Raw genomic sequence first — 18880 nt, 5'->3', positions numbered from 1 at the left:
ATCCCAGAAGGCAATAGATGGGTTTATAAGGCTAAAGACAAAGACGCCAGCGACAAATTGTTAGACGGTCGGCCCAATTAGGTTCCTTTCCTAACGGGCTAGTAAGGTTGAACTCTCTCCGCAGAAGGGTGCGGTAGGCTCTTTTTTGCAAAGGTAAGCTTTGATCATCGTATTTTCAGCTTTCAGTGCGACGACCTCTTTCTGAGTTCCCACTAACGACTCGTATAGATCCTGAATCGCCTTGATTATGGGTGAAATCAGCTCGGTGTAGCGAATACCATAACGGTCACTCTCGCGGTCATAAGTAACAACGCCTTGGCCGGCTGGTTTTCTGTTGGACTTTGAAACCTCGTTGAGAACTTTTTCAGTTTCTTGTGCAATTAAACCATAATGCTGATCTTTATCTGTTCCAGTTTTCCAACGGTATGAAACGGGACGAAGCCTATTGATAAAGTCCAAGCCCAGATCAGAATTTTCAATGTCCTGTTTCTGACGACGATCCGAGGTATTGATTGTTCCATTCGTCGCGTAGATAGTCGTAAATCGCAAACCCGCTGTTCCTAAAGTGTTGGTATTATCCGCCGCCGGAGAAATCACTCCGCTTACTTGTAGTGCCGTAGATGGAGTCGCTGTTCCAATACCGAAGTTTCCAGCTGCAGTGATGCGAACACGCTCCGATCCTGCTGAGGAAAGCGCCAAAGTGTTTGCAGCAGGCTGAAACATGCCACTGGATGTATCAGCCTGAAAAGTATAGGTGGGAGCTGATGCCATTCCAGCATCTTTGATGCGACCATAGCCACCCACATTGAATCCTTGAGAATCAATATAGAAAACTCGATTGCCTCCTGCTGCAAACTCAAGAGTATCAAGAGTCGAACTATACATACCAGTCGTAGTGCTCGAAGCAAAACTATATGTCGGACCTGACCATGAACCACCAGAACCCAAAAGAGGGAAAGAGGAACCCACTGACACCCAAGATGAACCATTGTAATACTTGAGAGCGTTGGAAGCAGCATTGTCTATGGCAATATCACCAGCTGCTGGTGAACCTGGCAAAGCGGCGGGAGTAATTCGCATCGGCCCAGAGACATGAAGTAATCGCGCGGGCGTAGTCGTTCCGATACCAACGTTGCCGGAACTATCAATGCGCAATCTCTCTGTGCCCGCGCCATCGGATACTAGAATAGTATTTGAACTTGTTGCAATCGTCGAACCGGTATTAGACCCAATTACAACGTTGTTACTTCCCGTTGTGATCGCCGATCCCGAGTTATAACCGATTCCAATATTTGAGCTTCCAGATGTCATAATTTTTAAAGCTGAATGGCCAAGTGCCGTGTTCTTAGTTCCTGTATTCGCAGAAGCCGTTGTACTTCCATAAAGTGAATATGCGCCAAGGGCCGTGTTGTACGAAGTGGACGCCGTGGCTGTACTATCCGCATACTTCATTGACAAGTATCCAATAGCAGTTGATTCAAATTTTGCGTTGTTGCTATAGAGGGCCTGATACCCGGAGGCAGTATTGCCAGTACCTACCGTATTACCGAACAGACTATTTGCACCAATCGCCGAATTTTTGCTCCCCGTGGAGTTGGAGTAAATGGCACTTGAGCCTACGGCAACGTTGTTATCCGCTGTAGCACTGCTGTAGAGAGCTTGATCTCCCAATGCTACGTTATACCAACCAGTTGTGTTGTAACGAAGCGCACTCCATCCGTTTGCGGTATTTTGTGATCCGGTCGTATTCGCATAGAGTGCTGCGGAGCCGTCTGCAGTATTTTCACCACCAGTGGTATTTGTGAAAAGCGTGCCCCAGCCATTTGCGGTGTTCTCAATTCCCGAAGTATTGTTCAGAAGCGCCCATGCACCGTTTGCGGTATTGTTGGTCCCTGTGGTGTTTTTAAATAGAGCACTTAAACCATTTGCTGTATTTTCAACCGTTGTCGCACTTCCATTTGATGTCCAGTTAAGAGATGTAGTCCCAATTGTTCCCGACGGCACCGTGCTGGAAGAAAAGCTCATCCCCGCTCCAGCACTTCCCTCGCTCACTTGCACATGATAACCAATTGTCTCCGTCCACGCGTCCATATCAGTTGCTCTAGTCCAAGCTCCTGCAGCCACCACATATACGCCATTTTGTGAATCTGTCGTTTGGTTTTTTACCAACACACGATCCCCAGCGATAACGCTGACTCCATCAATTGTTTGGGTCCCTGATAAGGTAATATTCGCCGTCGTTGCGACTCGAACTTGATAGATGGGAATTGAATTACTTGGTAATCCTGGAGTCACCCAAGATAATGTTCCACTACCGTCAGTCGTTAATGCCTGACCATTTGTGCCTGCTGTTGCTGGCATAGTTAAAGTCACATTTGCTGCTACAGTTGCTGGAGATCGCAGAGCGATGTAATTAGAAGAATCGCTATCGGCAAGACGCAACTGATTTTGCGCACTCATTTGAAGATAGTTTGTAAATGCTTTTGCTCCAGAGATTGTCTGGGTTGAAGTCTTATCAACAAGGCCCGCCGTATCAGGTGTGCCGCTTGCCCAAGTTGTAACACCCGTAGCATAAACTAAATTTCCGGCCACACCTGCTGCCAATGATGTCACCGCACCCGTGCCTGCTCCGACAACTATGTTACCAGAGCCAATCGAAGTCGCACCTGTGCCACCGTTGGCCACTGGCAAAGTCCCAGTTACATCCGTTGATATATTGATTAAGGTATTGACCCAATTCGTGCCGTCATAACGAAGAGCCTGGCCGGCAGAATAAGCCACGGGAACAACACTCTTACCTTTTATTTTATCAACTGACATCGTGCTAGAAGTACCAGAAACATCACCGGAAAAAGTCGAAGCTGTTCCCAATTTAGAATTGAAAGTTGTCCAGTCGGTAGATGTTAGAAGACCACGATTGGTACCCGAAGAATTTGGAAAATTGAAAGTATGGATCGTTGATGCAGAAGAGATATTAAAATCTGTTCCCGTCGTTCCTGTTGCAAAAGTTTGTGCCGCTCCACTAAGACCGTTTAATGAAGTGATTCCTCCAGCACTTGGAGTTGTCCAGGACAAAGCCCCAGATCCATTGGTAGTTAGAGTTTGCCCATTTGTGCCATCAGCAGCGGGTAATGTCCATACAACGTTTGCAGTCACATTAGCTGGTGAGTTGAACCCCACATAGTTACTCGAATCTAAATCAGCAAACCGAATTTCATTTCGAGAATTCATTTGCAACGCCCCGGTCATGCTATCACCGGTCTTCGTAACCTTATCTGAACCATTATAAACGGGAGCCCAAGACAGTATTCCAGCTCCGTTCGTACTTAAGACACTACCACTTGCACCATCGGCAGCTGGCAAAGTCCACGTCACGTTTGCAGCAACATTCGCAGGTGCATTGAATGCAACGTAGTTACTTGAATCCAGATCGGCGAAACGAACCTCATTTCGTGAACTCAATTGAATATAGTTGAGGAACGCCTTTGCGCCTGAGATTACTTGGGTGCTAGCTTTATCCACAACCCCCGCTGCATCAGGAGAACCACTTGCCCATGTAGAAACACCTGTCGCATAAACTACATTTCCTGCAACTCCTGCCGCCAGCGAAGTCACAGCACCAGTGCCTGCACCAACCATCAAGTTACCTGAACCTATAGTCGTCGAGCCCGTCCCCCCGTTGGCCACAGGCAAGGTTCCAGTCACATCGGTTGAAAGCGCCAATAAGCTATTGACCCAGTTCGTGCCATCATACCGAAGATGTTGCCCGGCAGAGTAAGCAACTGGAGCAAGGCTCTTACCTTTTAATTTATCCACGGACATCGTCGATGAAGTTCCACTTACATCTCCAGAAAACGCAGAAGCTGTTCCCAATTTTGAATTGAACGAAGACCAGTCTGCTGACGTTAGCAGACCCCGATTGGTGCCAGAAGCACTCGGGAAATTAAATGTATGAGTTGTCGATGCAGAAGAAATATTGAAGTCAGTTCCACTCGTTCCTGTCGCGAATGTTTGTGTCGATCCACTAAGACCATTCAGCGATGTTAAACCAGCGCCTGAAACACCAAGAGCAACAGCCGTAGAGCCGTTCCAGTATTTAACTTCGTTGGTATCCGTGCGATACCACATCTTACCTTTGTCACCAGCAACAAGTCCGCCTGGATCTGCTGCAACACCATTAAGGCCGAGGAGACCCGACATCACATCACCGGCTTTATTTAGTGGAGCAAAGCCTAATGCTGTTGTCACATCGCCGGATGCGATATTCGCTCCGACAGCCACGCGACCTTTTGCATCGACAGTGACTTTAGAGTAAGTTCCCGCAGTCACACCGCTTGACGCGAGTGTCAAGGCTCCCACATTAGATAAAGTTGCATCTCCAGACATTGTTTGAGCTGTAGCAACATTCGAAGCATTACCAACTAATATTTTTCCATCCACCAAAGTTGAAGACTGAGCATCAGTGATGCCATAGCCCGCAAGCGTTGTCGGTTTTCCTGTGATCGAGGTCCAAGCTGGTGTCACTGTCACATTCGAAGCCGCAGTTAAACGACCTTGAGAATCGACAGTAAAGGTTCCGACTTGAGTTGCAGAACCATACGAAGCAGCAGTTACTGCGGTGTTGGCCAAAGAAATAGTTCCAGAGCCAGTGATCGGGCCACCAGTCAAACCAGCTCCAGTCGCAACGTTAGTTACAGTTCCATTTGCTGCCGGAGCCTGACAGGCCCAACCAGTTGCTGTCCACGTAGCAACGTGGCCAGTTGTTCCGCAGGCAAAATCGAAGAACTTACCGGTGCTGTCTTTAATTGCAATTGCTGAAGTGGCAGTGTTAACACCAGTATAGTTCAAATCTGCACCCAAAATAGTGCCATCCAAAATTTTACCAGTCGTCACTGCATTCGAGGCAATAGTCGCCGCTGCAGAGCCTGGGCCTGCGGCAGTCACATCCCCAGTCAATGCTGTGACATAGTTACCCGCGGGTTGTTTTGCTACAAAAGAATCGTAATCAGTTTTACTTAACAGACCTGCGGTTGTACCCGCAGAAGACGCCAATGGGATATTCAGTGTATGAGTATTAGAACCTGATGACCATGCTGGCGCTGCGCCCGTCGTTCCAATTGCAAATGTTTGAGTGGAACCATTTTGACCATTCAACGAAGTAAGACCCGCACCAGAAACACCGAGAGCAACTGCGCTTGTACCGTTCCAATATTTAACTTCGTTGGTATCCGTGCGATACCACATCTTACCTCTATCGCCAGCGACAAGACCGCCTGGATCTGAGGTCACACCGTTAAGACCAAAGTTTCCAGTCATGACATCACCCGCTTTGTTCAGCGGCGTGTAGCCCAAGGCCGTCGTCACATCGCCGGATGCGATATTCGCTCCAACAGTCACACGACCTTTCGCATCCACAGTCACTTTAGAATAAGTTCCCGCTGTCACACCAGAGCTCGCCAAAGTAAGTGTGCCCGCATTCGATAAAGATGCATCGCCGGACATTGTTTGAGCGGTTGCAACGTTGGAGCCGTTACCGACAAATATCTTTCCATCTGCCAGAGTGGAAGATTGAGCATCGGTGATGCCATAACCCGCTAGCGTCGTCGGAGTTCCCGTAATCGACGACCAAGCAGGAGTCACTGTCACGTTGCCTGCAGCAGTCAAACGGCCTTGAGCATCTACGGTGAATGTCCCCACTTGAGTTGCAGAACCATACGCAGCAGCAGTGACAGCCGTGTTAGCCAAAGAAATCGTACCAGTTCCCGTGATTGGACCACCCGTTAATCCAGTGCCCGTTGCGACACTCGTAACCCCTGTTGCTGCAGGAGCCTGACAGGCCCAACCCGTCACCGTCCAAGTTGCAACGTGGCCCGCAGTTCCGCAGGCGAAGTTATTAAACTTGCCCGTTGAATCTACGATAGCAATTCCTGAAGTCGCGGTGTTCACGCCCGTGAAATTCAAATCAACACCTAGGATCGTGCCGTCTAAAATTTTACCTGTTGTCACTGCATTCGCGACAATTGTCGCCGCCGCAGAGCCAGGACCAGCGGCAGTTACATCACCAGTTAAGGCTGTGACATAGTTACCTGCGGGTTGCTTCGCTACGAAAGAATCGTAATCAGTCTTGCTTAATAGACCTGCGGTAGTCCCCGCAGAAGAAGCCATTGGGATATTGAGTGTATGAGTATTGGAAGCTGATGACCAAGCTGGAGCCGCACCTGTTGTTCCCGTGGCAAAAGTTTGTGTTGATCCTGTTTGACCACCCAAAGAAGTCAACCCTGCACCCGAAACACCAAGTGCAATTGCTGCGGAGCCATTCCAGTATTTGATCTCGTTAGTATCCGTGCGATACCACATCTTACCTTTGTCACCAGCAACAAGGCCACCTGGGTCCGCAGCAACACCATTAAGACCTAAAAGCCCTGCCATCACATCGCCCGCTTTATTCAGCGGAGTGTAGCCCAAGGCTGTCGTCACATCACCTGAAACGATATTCGCTCCAACAGTCACGCGACCTTTTGCATCCACGGTCACCTTAGAATAAGTTCCCGCAGACACACCGCTTGAAGCCAATGTCAAAGCCCCAGCATTCGATAGTGTGGCATCACCACTCATTGTTTGGGCTGTCGCAATATTCGAAGCATTACCTACTAAGATTTTTCCATCAGTCAATGTAGATGACTGAGCGTCTGTGATTCCATAGCCCGCAAGAGTTGTTGGCGTTGCTGTGATTGAAGACCACGCAGGAGTTACCGTCACATTGCCCGCTGCAGTCAAACGACCTTGCGCATCCACTGTGAAGGTTCCAATTTGTGTCGCGGAACCATAGGAGGCAGCCGCGACCGCAGTATTTGCCAAAGAAATAGTGCCAGTTCCTGTGATGGGACCACCAGTAAGTCCCGTGCCCGTCGCAACACTCGTCACCCCTGTTGCGGCAGGAGCCTGACAAGCCCAGCCTGTCACGGTCCAAGTCGCAACATGACCCGTAGTTCCGCACGCGAAGTTATTAAACTTACCAGCTGAATCTACGATGGCAATTCCAGAAGTTGCTGTATTCACGCCCGTGAAATTCAAATCAGCAGCCAAGATGGTTCCGTCTAAAATTTTACTTGTTGTCACTGCATTCGCGGCAATTGTCGCCGCCGCAGAACCCGGGCCTGTAGCAGTCACATCCCCCGTCAAGGCTGTGACATAGTTTCCTGCCGGCTGTTTCGCAACAAAAGAATCGTAATCTGTTTTACTTAAAAGACCCGCTGTTGCGCCGGCAGAAGACGCCAGTGGAATATTCAAGGTATGAGTATTACCAGATGACGACCAGTTTGGAGCTGCGCCCGAAGTGCCCGGCACCGCTAAAGTTTGAGTAGAACCAACTTGACCATTGAATGAAGTTAAACCCGCTCCAGAAATTCCCAGAGCCTGCACTGCAGCTCCATCCCAATATTTAATCTGGTTACTGGTGGTATTAAACCAAGTCCGACCTTTTTCCGCTGCTCCCCAAGCCGCCGTTGATGGATCCGCTGCATAAGAACCCAGTTGAAGATTTTTATTTGAAGCTAAAGAAACATTTCCCGCATTCGTAACATCTTGGCCACCCATATTGAGGGTACCTGTCATGGTGCCGCCAGCAACTGGCAGCTTCGTCGTATCTGCGGCAATTCGCGCATCCACTGCCGTACTGAAATCAGTTACCTGTGAAGCGGTGATCGCAATGTTCACACACGAAAAACCACCCACTGGGGAAATAAACTTCAAAGTTTGATTATCAGTACAAGTTGCCAATTGAGCGTATGGAACCTTGGCATCCAAATCAGTTTGAAGATTTGTTACATCTGAAACAGCCAGTGTCGAGACACCGCTTGAAACGCGACCTTGCGCATCCGTTGTCACTTTGTAGTAAGTTCCAGCAGCGCCAGTGTTTTTCAGCGCAAAAACACCAGCGTTGCTAATCGTCGCATCACCACTCAGCGATACAGCCGCAGCATTACCACCAGCATTACCCACCCAAATTTGAGCTGAAGGCAAAGCACTGCCACTAACCGCAGAGAGTTTATTAGAGAATGTCGTATAATCAGCCGCCGTCAAAAGACCGCGATTTGAGGCAGAAGCACTTGGAATATTAAATGTGTGAACGCCAGAAGCGGAATTAATATTAAAGTCAGTACCGCTCGTGCCCAAAGCAAAAGCCTGAGCATTGTCGCTCAAACCATTCATTGATTGAACACCAGCCCCCGCAGTACCTATTACTTTAGCCTGCGTGCCGTCCCAGTATTTCATTTCGTTAGTTGTCGAGTTAAACCAAACTTTACCTTTATCTGCAACCGTCAAGCCCGCTGGATCCGTCGCATTGTTCGAAAGGTGCAATGACTTTGATGGGTTCATCGTAATGTAACCGGTTAAAGTCAAATTCTGATCATTCATGTTGATCGCACCTGTCATAGTGCCGCCGCTCAAAGGTAGTTTTGTCGTATCAGCAGCAATTCGTGCATCCACCGCGGTATTGAAGTCACTCACCTTGGCTGACGTGATCGAAATTGGAGTACAAACGAAACCACCTGCAGGGGAAACGAAAGTCCAAACTTCATCCGCACCACACGAAGGCATCTGAGAATACAAAACACGATCGTTCAAAGCTGTTTGTAATCCCGTGACATCGGTAAGTCCCAGAGCCAATGCAGTTTTAATTGCCGCCGTATCAGTTGAAAGCACCCCCGCACCGTTGACCGAAAGGCCACTGCCTACCTGCACTATACCAGTGGATGTTGTTGTTGCGACAGCAACAGAACCGCCCGCACTCACACAAGTCAGCACTCCGCCTGAAGCTTTTAATACTTCACCAGCGTTACATGAAGGAAGATTGGACTTCGCAAATGATTTTACCGAAGGATCGGTTTCATTTGCAGGAACTGAAACACTCAAATCTGAAGCGAGTGCATAGGCTGAAGCAGGCTGCCCACCTAACTGATCAGCATCAGTGGCCTTTGCCGCGCTTGTAGCTTCTTCCGCAACCATCGCATAAGGGACTGAGCCAATATTGTGATAAGGCAGGATCGCTCGATCGCCACCAGACCCCGTATTAAAAATGATTTTAACCTTGCGTTGATCTCCAGCTGCTGGAGTGTAGGAGCCAGGACACACTGTTGTTTCGAGCCCCTGATCCTCTGAAGTTAAACCGCTCACTAATGCTGTTGAGTTTGAAAATACCTTAAGTAGGCTCGCGCGAGATTGTGGTGATCCCACAGAATAAACATTTATAGGAGATGTTCCTTCACCGATAGTAAATGAAAACGTTCCGCCTGTTGCGCTTAGATCTGTATTTAGATGTTGCTCGGAATACAATAAACAATTGTCTGGACTTAAAACCTTAATAGTAAAATCCACGGCTGCCGACGACAACGCGACGTTAGAGGCATCTTCAACAATCTTTCCTGATATATTGATGCCCTTCGGCCCATTTCCCAGGGCCGTCTGCGCAAAGATAAGTATCGCAACAATCAGCTTCATGCTCTTCATACGTTCCTCATTCACATCGATTGATATGTCACACTGATTTCAGCTCGATAAACACCGTCATTAGTTTTGCTGCCTTCCGATTTCAGAACTTCGCCTACTGCGCTTTGAACTTTGTATTGACCATATTGATCTTTGGCCTGTCTTTGCACGGAGGGCGCTATGGCCAAAGCACTTCCACTTCGCTCGATAGAGAATTTGTCTTGCACCAGCGACTGAATGCTCGCATCGATGGAGCAACCTACGCAAAAAAGTGATGTCGAAAGAACTATGAATAAGAACAGACTAAATCTCATATCTCCTCTTCGGACTAGAATATGTCGCCCTAAAGAAGTGTGATAGCCTTGCAATGGAAACCCAGACGAATCGGTGCAAATTACCGCAAATTTCTGGAAGAACTTAGATCACAAAATAAAGATTCCGCCCCTCAAAAAGTCATGAACGCGGAAATTTTTTTGACCTTTCAAATGAATCAGAAGAGTGCCATTCGAGAGACAATTGTAAAAATTGTATGAGAGCCCTCAAACCCGCTCCCCTCCAGCATTCCTCGGCCCTTACAAAATGGTAAATTACCTGATTTTATTTGGTAATTTTACCACTACCCTCGAAGGAATACGATACTAACTCACTAAGCCTTTGACTCCCTACTCTGTCGTTATAGTAAAAGAAGCCTATGCATAAATCTTCAGAATTTCTTCTCAATGAATTCCAAAGACAGAAAACTTTGTCTCCGGCATTAACGAATTCTCAATTCGCTAAAAACTTAGGAATTCCGGCCAGTCGCCTCAGTGACTATTTGAATGGCCGCCGAGTAATGACTGTCGCGGTCGCCAAACAGATTACCAAGAACCTCTCATTGAACCCCGCTGATCTGGAACATCTCAAAACTTTGATTGAGTTAGACAAGAAAAGCAAAAAAACTTTGCGCTCAGAAACACAACTTCGCGAAGATGAGTTTTCAGTGATTTGCGATTGGTATCATTTTGCAATCATGGCTTTAATGACCTTAAAGTCTTTCCAATCAGATCCAGCATGGATTGGTGAACGCCTGAATATTCCTGCAGAAGTTGCACAGGCGGCCTTGGATCGCTTGCTTCGCTTAGGCCTAATAGAACTCAAGGATAAAAAATTCGTTGCAACCAGGCGCCAACTTGAGACGACACATAACATTCCTTCGGACTCTCTTCGTCGCTCGCATAGGCAGTCACTACAACAGGTCGTCGATCAATTGGATACGGTCCCGGTGCATCTCAGAGATGTGACTTCCATCACCTTTGCCATCAATCGAAAAAAAATCGCCGAAGCAAAAGGCATCATTCGTAAATTCCGAAGAAAAATGGCGGACCTCATGTCACAAGGTCCAAAGACTGACGTATACAATCTCAATATCCAACTTTTCCCCGTCACGAAGGTAACAAAATAATGAAAACCATTATCGCGCTTGTTCTTTTGTTCTCTATCAATTCGTATGCGAATAACTGGTATGATCGCGGCAATGGCGGATTTGTTCTTCTGTGCCAGGGGCAACAGCCACAGGTTCTCGATCTTTATGAAGCATCTACACGCTTTAACCTTCCACCAGTGCCCACAAAGTCCACTGAGACTTTAGCTAAAGCTTCAGAGTTGATTTCACGCCTTTCAGGAATAGATTCACACCGCGCCAAGCTCTTCAAAGATTGGCTCGACGGTTTCTTGGGGACTGCAAGTTTTGTCGGTGGAAGTTTTGCGAAAACGCCAGACCTGGGGGCGGTTTTAATTCCAGACAACTGCCAACTGGAGCAGGTCATCGTTCAACAGCAGCCTTCGGTGGTTAACAACTATCGCTATCTTATCAATTCCAAGCTTTGGAATCAGCTGGATCCCGACAATCAGGCGGCGCTGATCGTTCATGAGTTGATTTACCGTGAATTCATTTCGACGCCCTCACAAGAGTTCAGTTCTGAAAGAGTTCGCTACTTCAACGCTTTCATTCATTCTGATCTTCCGGGAATCTTTAGCTTAAAAGATTATATCGCAAAACTTCAAGATGTTCACATCAGTCGCTATCAGTACAACGATCTTATGATTTTCCTGGGTGCCGCGAACAGCACCGGTGAATGGATAAGTTCGCCAGTCAATATCGACGAGGGTGGCAGAATTAGATATGCCGCTCTCTCCTCACACCAAAGCATCAACAAGCCGTACTTCAACTATCTTTGCTTTAACCTTGAGGCGAGTCCGCGCATGGGAGCTGTTTTTCTTTCTAAAGAGGGAAAGCTTTTAAATGTTGAAGTCGATCCCCAATTCGCGTCATCAATGGCTTGTCCGCTGCCATACTTTCAGTACAACTCAATTGACTCTTCACTCTTTATTTCTGGCACCAAATGGAGATTTGATGAGAATGAACAGGTCGTTCAAATTCAAGGAGCTCCTTTAACAACACAAGCTGAGTTTTCTTACAAAGGAACTGTCTTTGTAAGCCCAAGCTCTCTTGCAACCTATTCTTCTCAAGATTCTATTTTCGGCTTTGATAGAAAAATGAATTTGATTGAGATCGGACTGGGTGGCGTCCCTTGCAGAACGCCTTATGATTCTAAAATCAGATTCACACCCGACTTGATAAAATCCAATGTCTCAGTCAGCTTGAGCGAAACCGGCGAACCTGTCGGCAATATTCGCTCATGCTACTAGGAATCGCTTTTAAGATTCTCTACAACTTGTCTGAACATACCCTTTATAGCGCGCGCCAAGCTCCCGAGCTTCGTGCGCGATAGCCAGCAACCCCAACTTCGCCGTCCATCCATAAACATTTTCCTGAGGGCAACCTGGCGTATTGATCGCAAGATCGGAAACGCACAGACGTTTGTAAACGGCACCGGGACTGTTCAAGCTGTCTGTTGAACTTTTCTCAGAGTGAGTGCGCAGGAAGCCCCCCGCCAATTCACAGCCGATCATATAGATACAAGGTTCTGCGCTTGCGCCATCCGATTGAACCACCGAAGGAATGCCTTCCTGGATGATCACCTCTTCAACGTCACGGCCACCTTTGGCAGCTTTCATCTTTTTACGAGATTTATAGCTCCACTCTTTTACTTCCGCGCCAGAACCAACACGAATCACTGCCAACCCGTAGGTACCTGCATTGTTTTTCACAAAAACAAAGGGCTCTTGGTCAATTCCGCGTTTTTTGTAATCTGCGCGAAGTTTTTCAATCATGGCATCCACGCGAGCGGCAAGAGCTTCGCGGCTCTTTTCATCACCAATATCGAAATGCTCAAACAACTCTGTTTCAACCGTCAACAGGAACGGATCGATCTTCGCGATCGCGGCAAACTCCTCTGCCAGTTGATTGTAGTATTTGAAGTAAGTGCTTTTCTTTCTTTGGTACCAACCCAATTCATGGGGAGGATTCATTGGATAGTCCAACACTGTTTTGGACCATTCTTCATACTGCTCAGAAAAGTCATTATTGCTGATAATGAGATCCGGCTTGAATGTCTTCAAAAGAGGACCACCCACCAACGCAGAGTGAACCTCAATCTCGCGTCCCGTTGAACTCGTCACCTTTAACGGCTCCGGAAGATCCTTGGGAATAGCAACTTTCACAACGATACCGGATGATTCGATCAACGACTTAATCGTGTAGACGTTCTCCCAATAGAAGGCGTTGTTTGTATGCTCTTCCGTCACCAGCATAACGTTTTTCACGTCACCATAATGTTTGCTTATATATTTCGTCATCAACCCAGCAGAGGTCTCTTTGTCAGTGGGACAAATGTTATTAAACCCCGCCGGAAAAATATTCGCATCGACGTTTGAAATCTTGTAGCCGGCATCACGGATGTCATAGCTTGAATAAATAGGATAGGACAAAGTTGCCGTCTTTGCCGCGAACCATTCGCAAATCTCGTTCATGTTGGCGAGTGTTTGTTTGTGAAGTGTGAGCTTCGCCATCTTATCTCCTTACAGATTCGGATCTTCAGTAGGTACAATTTTCGGAGGCGTTTGAATAGGACGCTTCTCTTCTTCGGGAAGCAAGGCATCTACCTTGGCCCGGCCTGGCCGTTTCACGCTGTTCATACGTTGCGATTCTTCGGTCAAAGACATTGTCTCTTTGGTTTGATATAAAATATCTTCTATTTTTTTTCTAACTTCCTGCAGATATGAGAAAAAATCTTTCTCAAAGCTGTTCACTTTTTGTCCCTGCAGCGGCTTAAACAATTCTGCTTGTTCGATCAAATCACTCAAACTTCCGCCCATATTGGCTTCAAGCTGACGATTGCCGTGTTGTGCCTGCAGCAAGGTGAGGAAAACGAGATAGGTGTTCTTAGCCTGATCCACACCACGCTGAGACCAAATTGGGTCATTCATTTGCATCGCCTTGATCAAATAAACTTGCACCATCTTTTGACCTTCGACTGCGGCCTCGAAATTTTCACTGGAGACTTGATTGGTCGAGACCGTTCCCATCTGGACATAAGTTTTTGCCAGCCAAGTTTGATCCAGATCGCGCTTTTCCTCGCGAACTTTCGCAATTCCTTTTTCAGCAAGATTCAAATACTCCATCGCCTCTTTATCACGTCCCGCTTTGCCATAGACCGATGCCAAGCGCGCAGGAATTTCGGCATTCGCCACTTCGCTGGGAAGTTGTGAACCCATCCTGTAGGCATCCAAAAGAGTTGCCAAAGTTTTTAAATCATCGCCCAAAGCCTCATAGGCAAATGACATCCGATAAAGTGCACGCGCCGCGATCGCTGGTTGGTGCTTCAAAGTTTTCTCGTACACATCACGATCAATGGTGACAGCTTCCGACCATTTCCCCAGGCCCTCTAAGGACTCCGCCTCACCCAAGCGTGAAGATTGAAAATAAAATGACTGTGGATAAGTCCCTTGAAAACTCTTGAACTGTGCGCGAGCTTCTTCAAATCGCGCCAGGGCTAAGAGTCTTTCGGCATTATTGATTTCATTTTCTTCTGCAAGATTCTTTGCGGCAACGGCGGACTCATCACTTCGATCAATCTGGAAAGAGCTGCAAGCTACTATGGAGCCCATAAGAAAAGAAAGTAAACTCAGCCCCAGAATTTTAGACTTCACTTTTTCTTTTCCCTTTCTTCAATCAACTCGCTGAGTTCTTCCAACCCAGACAGATCTGAAATGTCTTTAACCAGGTCAGGAATTCGCAAGACGCGAGCTTCCTTTTCCATTCTCGATTCAAACTGCTGATACAAAGCATCCCTCTGATTGTAGAAGGACTTCATCTGCGTGTACAAGTCGATGAGTGGCTGATCCGGTCCGCTCTTCTCAGATCCTGTTCCCAGGTCCAGCCAATAAGGAAAGATGCGGTTCAAAATGACGGTGTCAAGGTGGTAGCCACCCTTTTTTATTTCGCGAGAGAAGTACTCAGCCTCTTTCAGCTTTGCCTGATCAAAACTCGTAACCAGTACAAACTTGGTGGTCGGAGAAACGAGCATACGATGAACGTCGACCGTTCGTTGCAAAAGTTTTCCCTGCCATTGCTCGATGTTCATAAAGAAATCGCCCAACTCATGAATGAATTGAGATCCCGTCAGGTTTTCCAGAATTTTTAGCACCTGTCGCGTGCTGGTTTGCAGAAGCTGTCCAAAGAATCCTGATTTTTTGCCTTCAGGATCGCGGAACCACTTTGCAACTCCTTCGTTGAACAATGCCGAAAGCTTTTGCGGAGCATGGAGGAAATCAATCGCATGTTTCGTTGGAGGAGTGTCGAGAATGATCAGATCAAAATTGCCCGACTCATAACATGAATAAAGTTTTTCTAAAGAAGTGAATTCCTGAGAGCCGCTGAGATTGGTTGAAAGCTGCTGATACAAACTGTTTGCAAAGATCTTTTTAACCGCTTCCGATTTCTGCGCGGCCCGAGTTACAAATTCATCAAAAGTTTTTTTGTGATCAATAACCGAAGCATAGAGCTCACCACTAAAGTTCTGCCCCGGAACCTTGGTGATATCAGTGGAACCTTCAATTCCCAAAGTTTGCGCCAAACGTTTAGCCGGATCAATCGTCAACACCAGAACGCGTTTGCCTTCTTTCGCTGCGATTACCGCCAATGAAGCAGCGACTGTGGTTTTTCCCACTCCTCCGCTGCCTACACAAACCAAAACCTTCGTGTCTTTAAAAAGTTCTGAAGCCATCAGAGTTTCTCTCCGATCAACTCAACAAGCTTCCACGGCTGAGTTTCAAAAAAGAGTGGCACAGATTTCAAATCTTTCGTGAGTCCTTGAGCATTCTTCACCATTTCACTTTGTCGATGAAGATGCTGCTGAAGATACAAAGCAAAATCACGAAGACCCTCTTCTGGTTCTTTCGCAGCCTCGTCAATAGCGCTTACTGAAACCGGCACCGCCAACATCTTGTTAAGGATGATCTCTGCTTCAATGTCGAACTCTGACTTGAGATCTTGCGACAATTCCGTCGCCTCTTTAAGCGGAAGTTCTTCTGGCAAAGTCACGATGTGGTAATGGCAAATCTCTTTGTCGCGAATCACCTTGTCGATATTGCGACTTTGTTCTCCCATCGGGCCAAATTGAACGGCTTGTGCCATCCCTTTCGGGGCCTCCAGCAGCGCCTTGAAATGTCCTGTTGCGAAGGCGTCCACCACAATGCAATCAAACGGGAGTGCCGGACCATGCTTGCGGGGGCCACTGGTGATTTTACCTAGAATTGCGAGCTCCGGCAGGGCCGGCGCCACATTGATAAACGCACGCATGACGGCATTATCGAAGAAGAGCTTTGCCAGACTCTCCACCTTTATTAAATATTGGGCATATTCGCGAAGACAGGTGTCTCCGGACCACAAAGCCACTGAAAGATTTTGCTTAACTTGGGTCGGATGGAACTCAACTTGTGGCAAATCGAAGAAATCGCGATAAAAGCTCTGGTCACCGAGCTCCACCAGAAGGACCCGATTTCCCGATTGGCTCAATTTTAAAGCCAGGGCAGCGGCCAGAACCGACTTTCCAACCCCACCTTTTCCCGTCACAAAGTGAATCTGTTGCTTCATAGATCCCTAAGTGTGGCTGACCTCTGAAATATAGGCATTGCGCATGGCATTATTTGATGCCAATACAGTGGGCATCTTCTAAGATCCAGCGGTTTTGGCGTATTCGCGCTTATCTGTCTGCACTTAGGAGTAAAAACATGAAATCAAATGTAGAAAAGGTTTCTAACCTTTCCAGAAAAATCAGCATCGAAATTCCAGCTGCTGTAGTTCAATCATCTTTCAATAAGGTGTTTAACGGCATCCAAAAAGACGTAACAATCAAAGGCTTCCGTAAAGGTAAAGCTCCTTTGAACACAATCAAAAGCATGTACGGCGATCGCGTAAAACAAGACGTCGTTCAAGACTTGGTTCAAAAGCACTACGCAGAAGCTTTGCAAGAACACAAACTTGAGCCAATCAGCTACCCTGAGTTTGAATTTGCAGATCCAACTGAAGACAAAGACTTCTCTTTCACGGCAGCTTTCGATGTTCGCCCTGAAATCAATTTGAAAAAATACGAAGGTCTTGAAGTAGAAAAAGAAGCTTACTCTTTCGACCCTAAAAAAGTTGATCAAGTTCTTGAGAACATCCGTGCATCACGCGCGACTTTTGAAGATCTTAAAGAAGAGCGCGCTGCTAAAGCTGGCGATATCGCAGTTATCGATTTCGTTGGTTATGTTGGCGGTAAAGAACTTGAAAACGGTGCGGGCACTAACCACCACCTTGATCTTGGCGCAAAACAATTCATCGACGGTTTCGAAGATGGCATCGTAGGAATGAAAAAAGGCGAAACTAAAACTTTGTCTTTGAAATTCCCAGATCCATACCACTCTGCGGACCTTGCTGGTAAACCAGTTGAGTTCAAAGTGACTGTTAACAACATCCAAGTAAAAGTTTTGCCTGAGTTGACTGATGATTTCTTGAAATCACTTGGTGGACCAGACAACTTGGCTGATTTGAAAAAAACAATCCAAGAAGACCTTGAACAAGGCGACAAGAAAAAAATCGAAGACGCTTTCAAAAACCGTCTTTTGAAAACTCTTGTAAAAGAAAACCCAGTCGAAGTTCCACCTTCTTTGTTGAAAGAACAAAAAGCTTCATTGGTAGAAGACTTCAAAAAACGTATGTCTGAACAAGGCATGGGCGAAGCTGATTTCGCTTCTTACGTTGAAAAATGGGATGGCGATTTCGCTAAAACTGCGACTGAGATGATCCAATCTTCATTCTTGGTTGATGCTATTGCGAAAAAACATGATCTTTTTGCGAAGAAAGAAGACCTTGATGCTAAATTTGCTGAGTACGCTCAACAAACTGGTATTGAAGTTTCTCGTATCAAAGAATTCTACGGTCGCCCAGACCAAGCTAGCCGTCTGACTTATCAAATCACAGAAGAGAAAGTGATCAACTTCCTCAACAAAACTGTGAAAGTAAAAGAAGTGCCAGCTGGCTCTTTGAAAGACGAAGCTAACTAATTAGCTTTCTAAACTTTTAGAAACTAAAAAGGCTCCCCCAAGGGAGCCTTTTTTTATTTGCACATTGCTAAGTTTTTACTGCCGTTCACAATCGAGTTGTATGGGGTTGAGTTGCTGGTGCGAAGAACCGACCAGTATCTGGATCCGCCTTTCCAGCCTCCGACATTTCCTGCGATCCGGCCGTCCCGGCCAATCCAACGATCCAAAATTCTGATACCGCAACTTAAGTTTTGTAGAGGATCGTGCAGATCTTTGGTTGTTTTAAATCCGCACCCATAGGCATTTCCGCTTTCAATTGAGATTTGCAGCAAGCCACGGCTCACAACACGATTGCCATTACTGTCAGCAAAACTCTCTGTGTATGAAGTGTTCGTATTAAAGTTGCTTTCAAACTTCACCATCGAAGAAATCAAGAAGGCCCAATACTGTTTACGTTGGGCATAAGACAACTTGTCGTACTTGGGACAGAAGGTGTTTTTATCTGCCGGAATCACATCCAAAAGATTTTTTCCAAGTCTATCGAGCTCATTGTTCACATGATCTGTCCAAGTTTTGCTTCCGGAAATCTTTGCCTCCCACAACGGCGCTACCTCCAATGTCGTGCCACCTGTTCCCGACGATGGAGGGACTGGTGATGGTGCTGGAGTGGGCGTTGAGGTCGACGTATCCAAAGCCGGCAGTCTTTGGCCGAACGACCACGCGTTGTTTGCTTTGAAAGTGACAAGAGCCGCGATTACCAAAATTATTTTGAAAGTAGTTTTTTGCATGAATAACAGATCGGCTGATTTTTAACGGCCTTGACTGTTCGAAAAACTGTCAAAATTCTAGTATTTATTCTGCAAATTCAGCTCAGAAAATAGCGAGATCAGTGCATATCTCTTTGTTTAAGTGAACAAACTCTATT

The 18880-nt window shown here is 46.7% G+C and carries 10 protein-coding genes; 3 read left to right on the top strand and 7 right to left on the bottom strand.

Annotation, left to right across the window (positions count from 1 at the left end; translation table 11 throughout):
• Window positions 1-90: 90 nt before the first annotated feature.
• Together NWE73_RS01860 and NWE73_RS01855 are read right to left on the bottom strand one after the other, a co-directional pair.
• A complete protein-coding gene (locus tag NWE73_RS01860) occupies window positions 91-9510 on the bottom strand; it encodes a tail fiber domain-containing protein (RefSeq protein WP_277576568.1) in 9420 nt (3139 codons plus the stop codon).
• A gap of 11 nt (window positions 9511-9521) precedes the next feature.
• Window positions 9522-9803 carry a hypothetical protein gene (locus tag NWE73_RS01855; RefSeq protein WP_277576567.1) on the bottom strand — a complete coding sequence of 94 codons (282 nt, stop codon included), beginning with the start codon at window positions 9801-9803 and terminating at the stop codon, window positions 9522-9524.
• A gap of 377 nt (window positions 9804-10180) precedes the next feature.
• Here NWE73_RS01855 and NWE73_RS01850 point away from each other — a divergent pair, with 377 nt between their 5' ends.
• Window positions 10181-10930: a TIGR02147 family protein gene (locus NWE73_RS01850; protein WP_277576566.1), complete on the top strand. Its 750-nt coding sequence runs from the start codon at window positions 10181-10183 to the stop codon at window positions 10928-10930.
• Window positions 10930-12177, top strand: a complete 1248-nt coding sequence (locus tag NWE73_RS01845) for a hypothetical protein (RefSeq protein ID WP_277576565.1) — start codon at window positions 10930-10932, stop codon at window positions 12175-12177. Before NWE73_RS01850 ends, NWE73_RS01845 begins: the two co-directional genes overlap by 1 nt.
• Window positions 12178-12186: 9 nt before the next feature.
• On the opposite strand, the gene gshA is transcribed toward NWE73_RS01845, so the two are convergent.
• Genes gshA through NWE73_RS01825 form a run of 4 tightly spaced genes read right to left on the bottom strand, consistent with a single transcriptional unit; the run spans window position 12187 to window position 16525 of the window.
• Window positions 12187-13440 (bottom strand): glutamate--cysteine ligase, encoded by a 1254-nt coding sequence (gshA, locus tag NWE73_RS01840; RefSeq protein WP_277576564.1) that lies wholly within the window; start codon window positions 13438-13440, stop codon window positions 12187-12189.
• 9 nt (window positions 13441-13449) lie between these two features.
• A complete protein-coding gene (locus NWE73_RS01835; protein ID WP_277576563.1) occupies window positions 13450-14580 on the bottom strand; it encodes a tetratricopeptide repeat protein in 1131 nt (376 codons plus the stop codon).
• Window positions 14577-15656: an ArsA family ATPase gene (locus NWE73_RS01830; protein ID WP_277576562.1), complete on the bottom strand. Its 1080-nt coding sequence runs from the start codon at window positions 15654-15656 to the stop codon at window positions 14577-14579. The genes NWE73_RS01835 and NWE73_RS01830 overlap by 4 nt, the downstream gene beginning before the upstream one ends.
• On the bottom strand, window positions 15656-16525 hold the full coding sequence (locus NWE73_RS01825) for an ArsA-related P-loop ATPase (RefSeq protein WP_277576561.1): 870 nt from the start codon (window positions 16523-16525) through the stop codon (window positions 15656-15658). Before NWE73_RS01825 ends, NWE73_RS01830 begins: the two co-directional genes overlap by 1 nt.
• Window positions 16526-16662: 137 nt before the next feature.
• Between NWE73_RS01825 and tig the strand changes: the two genes are divergently transcribed.
• Entirely contained in the window at window positions 16663-17976 is a 1314-nt protein-coding gene (gene tig / locus NWE73_RS01820; protein ID WP_277576560.1) for a trigger factor, read from the top strand.
• A 53-nt stretch (window positions 17977-18029) separates the two neighbouring features.
• On the opposite strand, the gene NWE73_RS01815 is transcribed toward tig, so the two are convergent.
• On the bottom strand, window positions 18030-18743 hold the full coding sequence (locus tag NWE73_RS01815) for a transglycosylase SLT domain-containing protein (protein ID WP_277576559.1): 714 nt from the start codon (window positions 18741-18743) through the stop codon (window positions 18030-18032).
• Between the last annotated feature and the right edge of the window lie 137 nt (window positions 18744-18880).

The organism is Bdellovibrio svalbardensis, from assembly GCF_029531655.1.
In the GTDB taxonomy this organism is placed as follows: domain Bacteria; phylum Bdellovibrionota; class Bdellovibrionia; order Bdellovibrionales; family Bdellovibrionaceae; genus Bdellovibrio; species Bdellovibrio svalbardensis.
The sequence above is the reverse complement of the archived record's forward strand: the minus strand, read 5'-3'. Positions and strand labels throughout refer to the sequence as shown.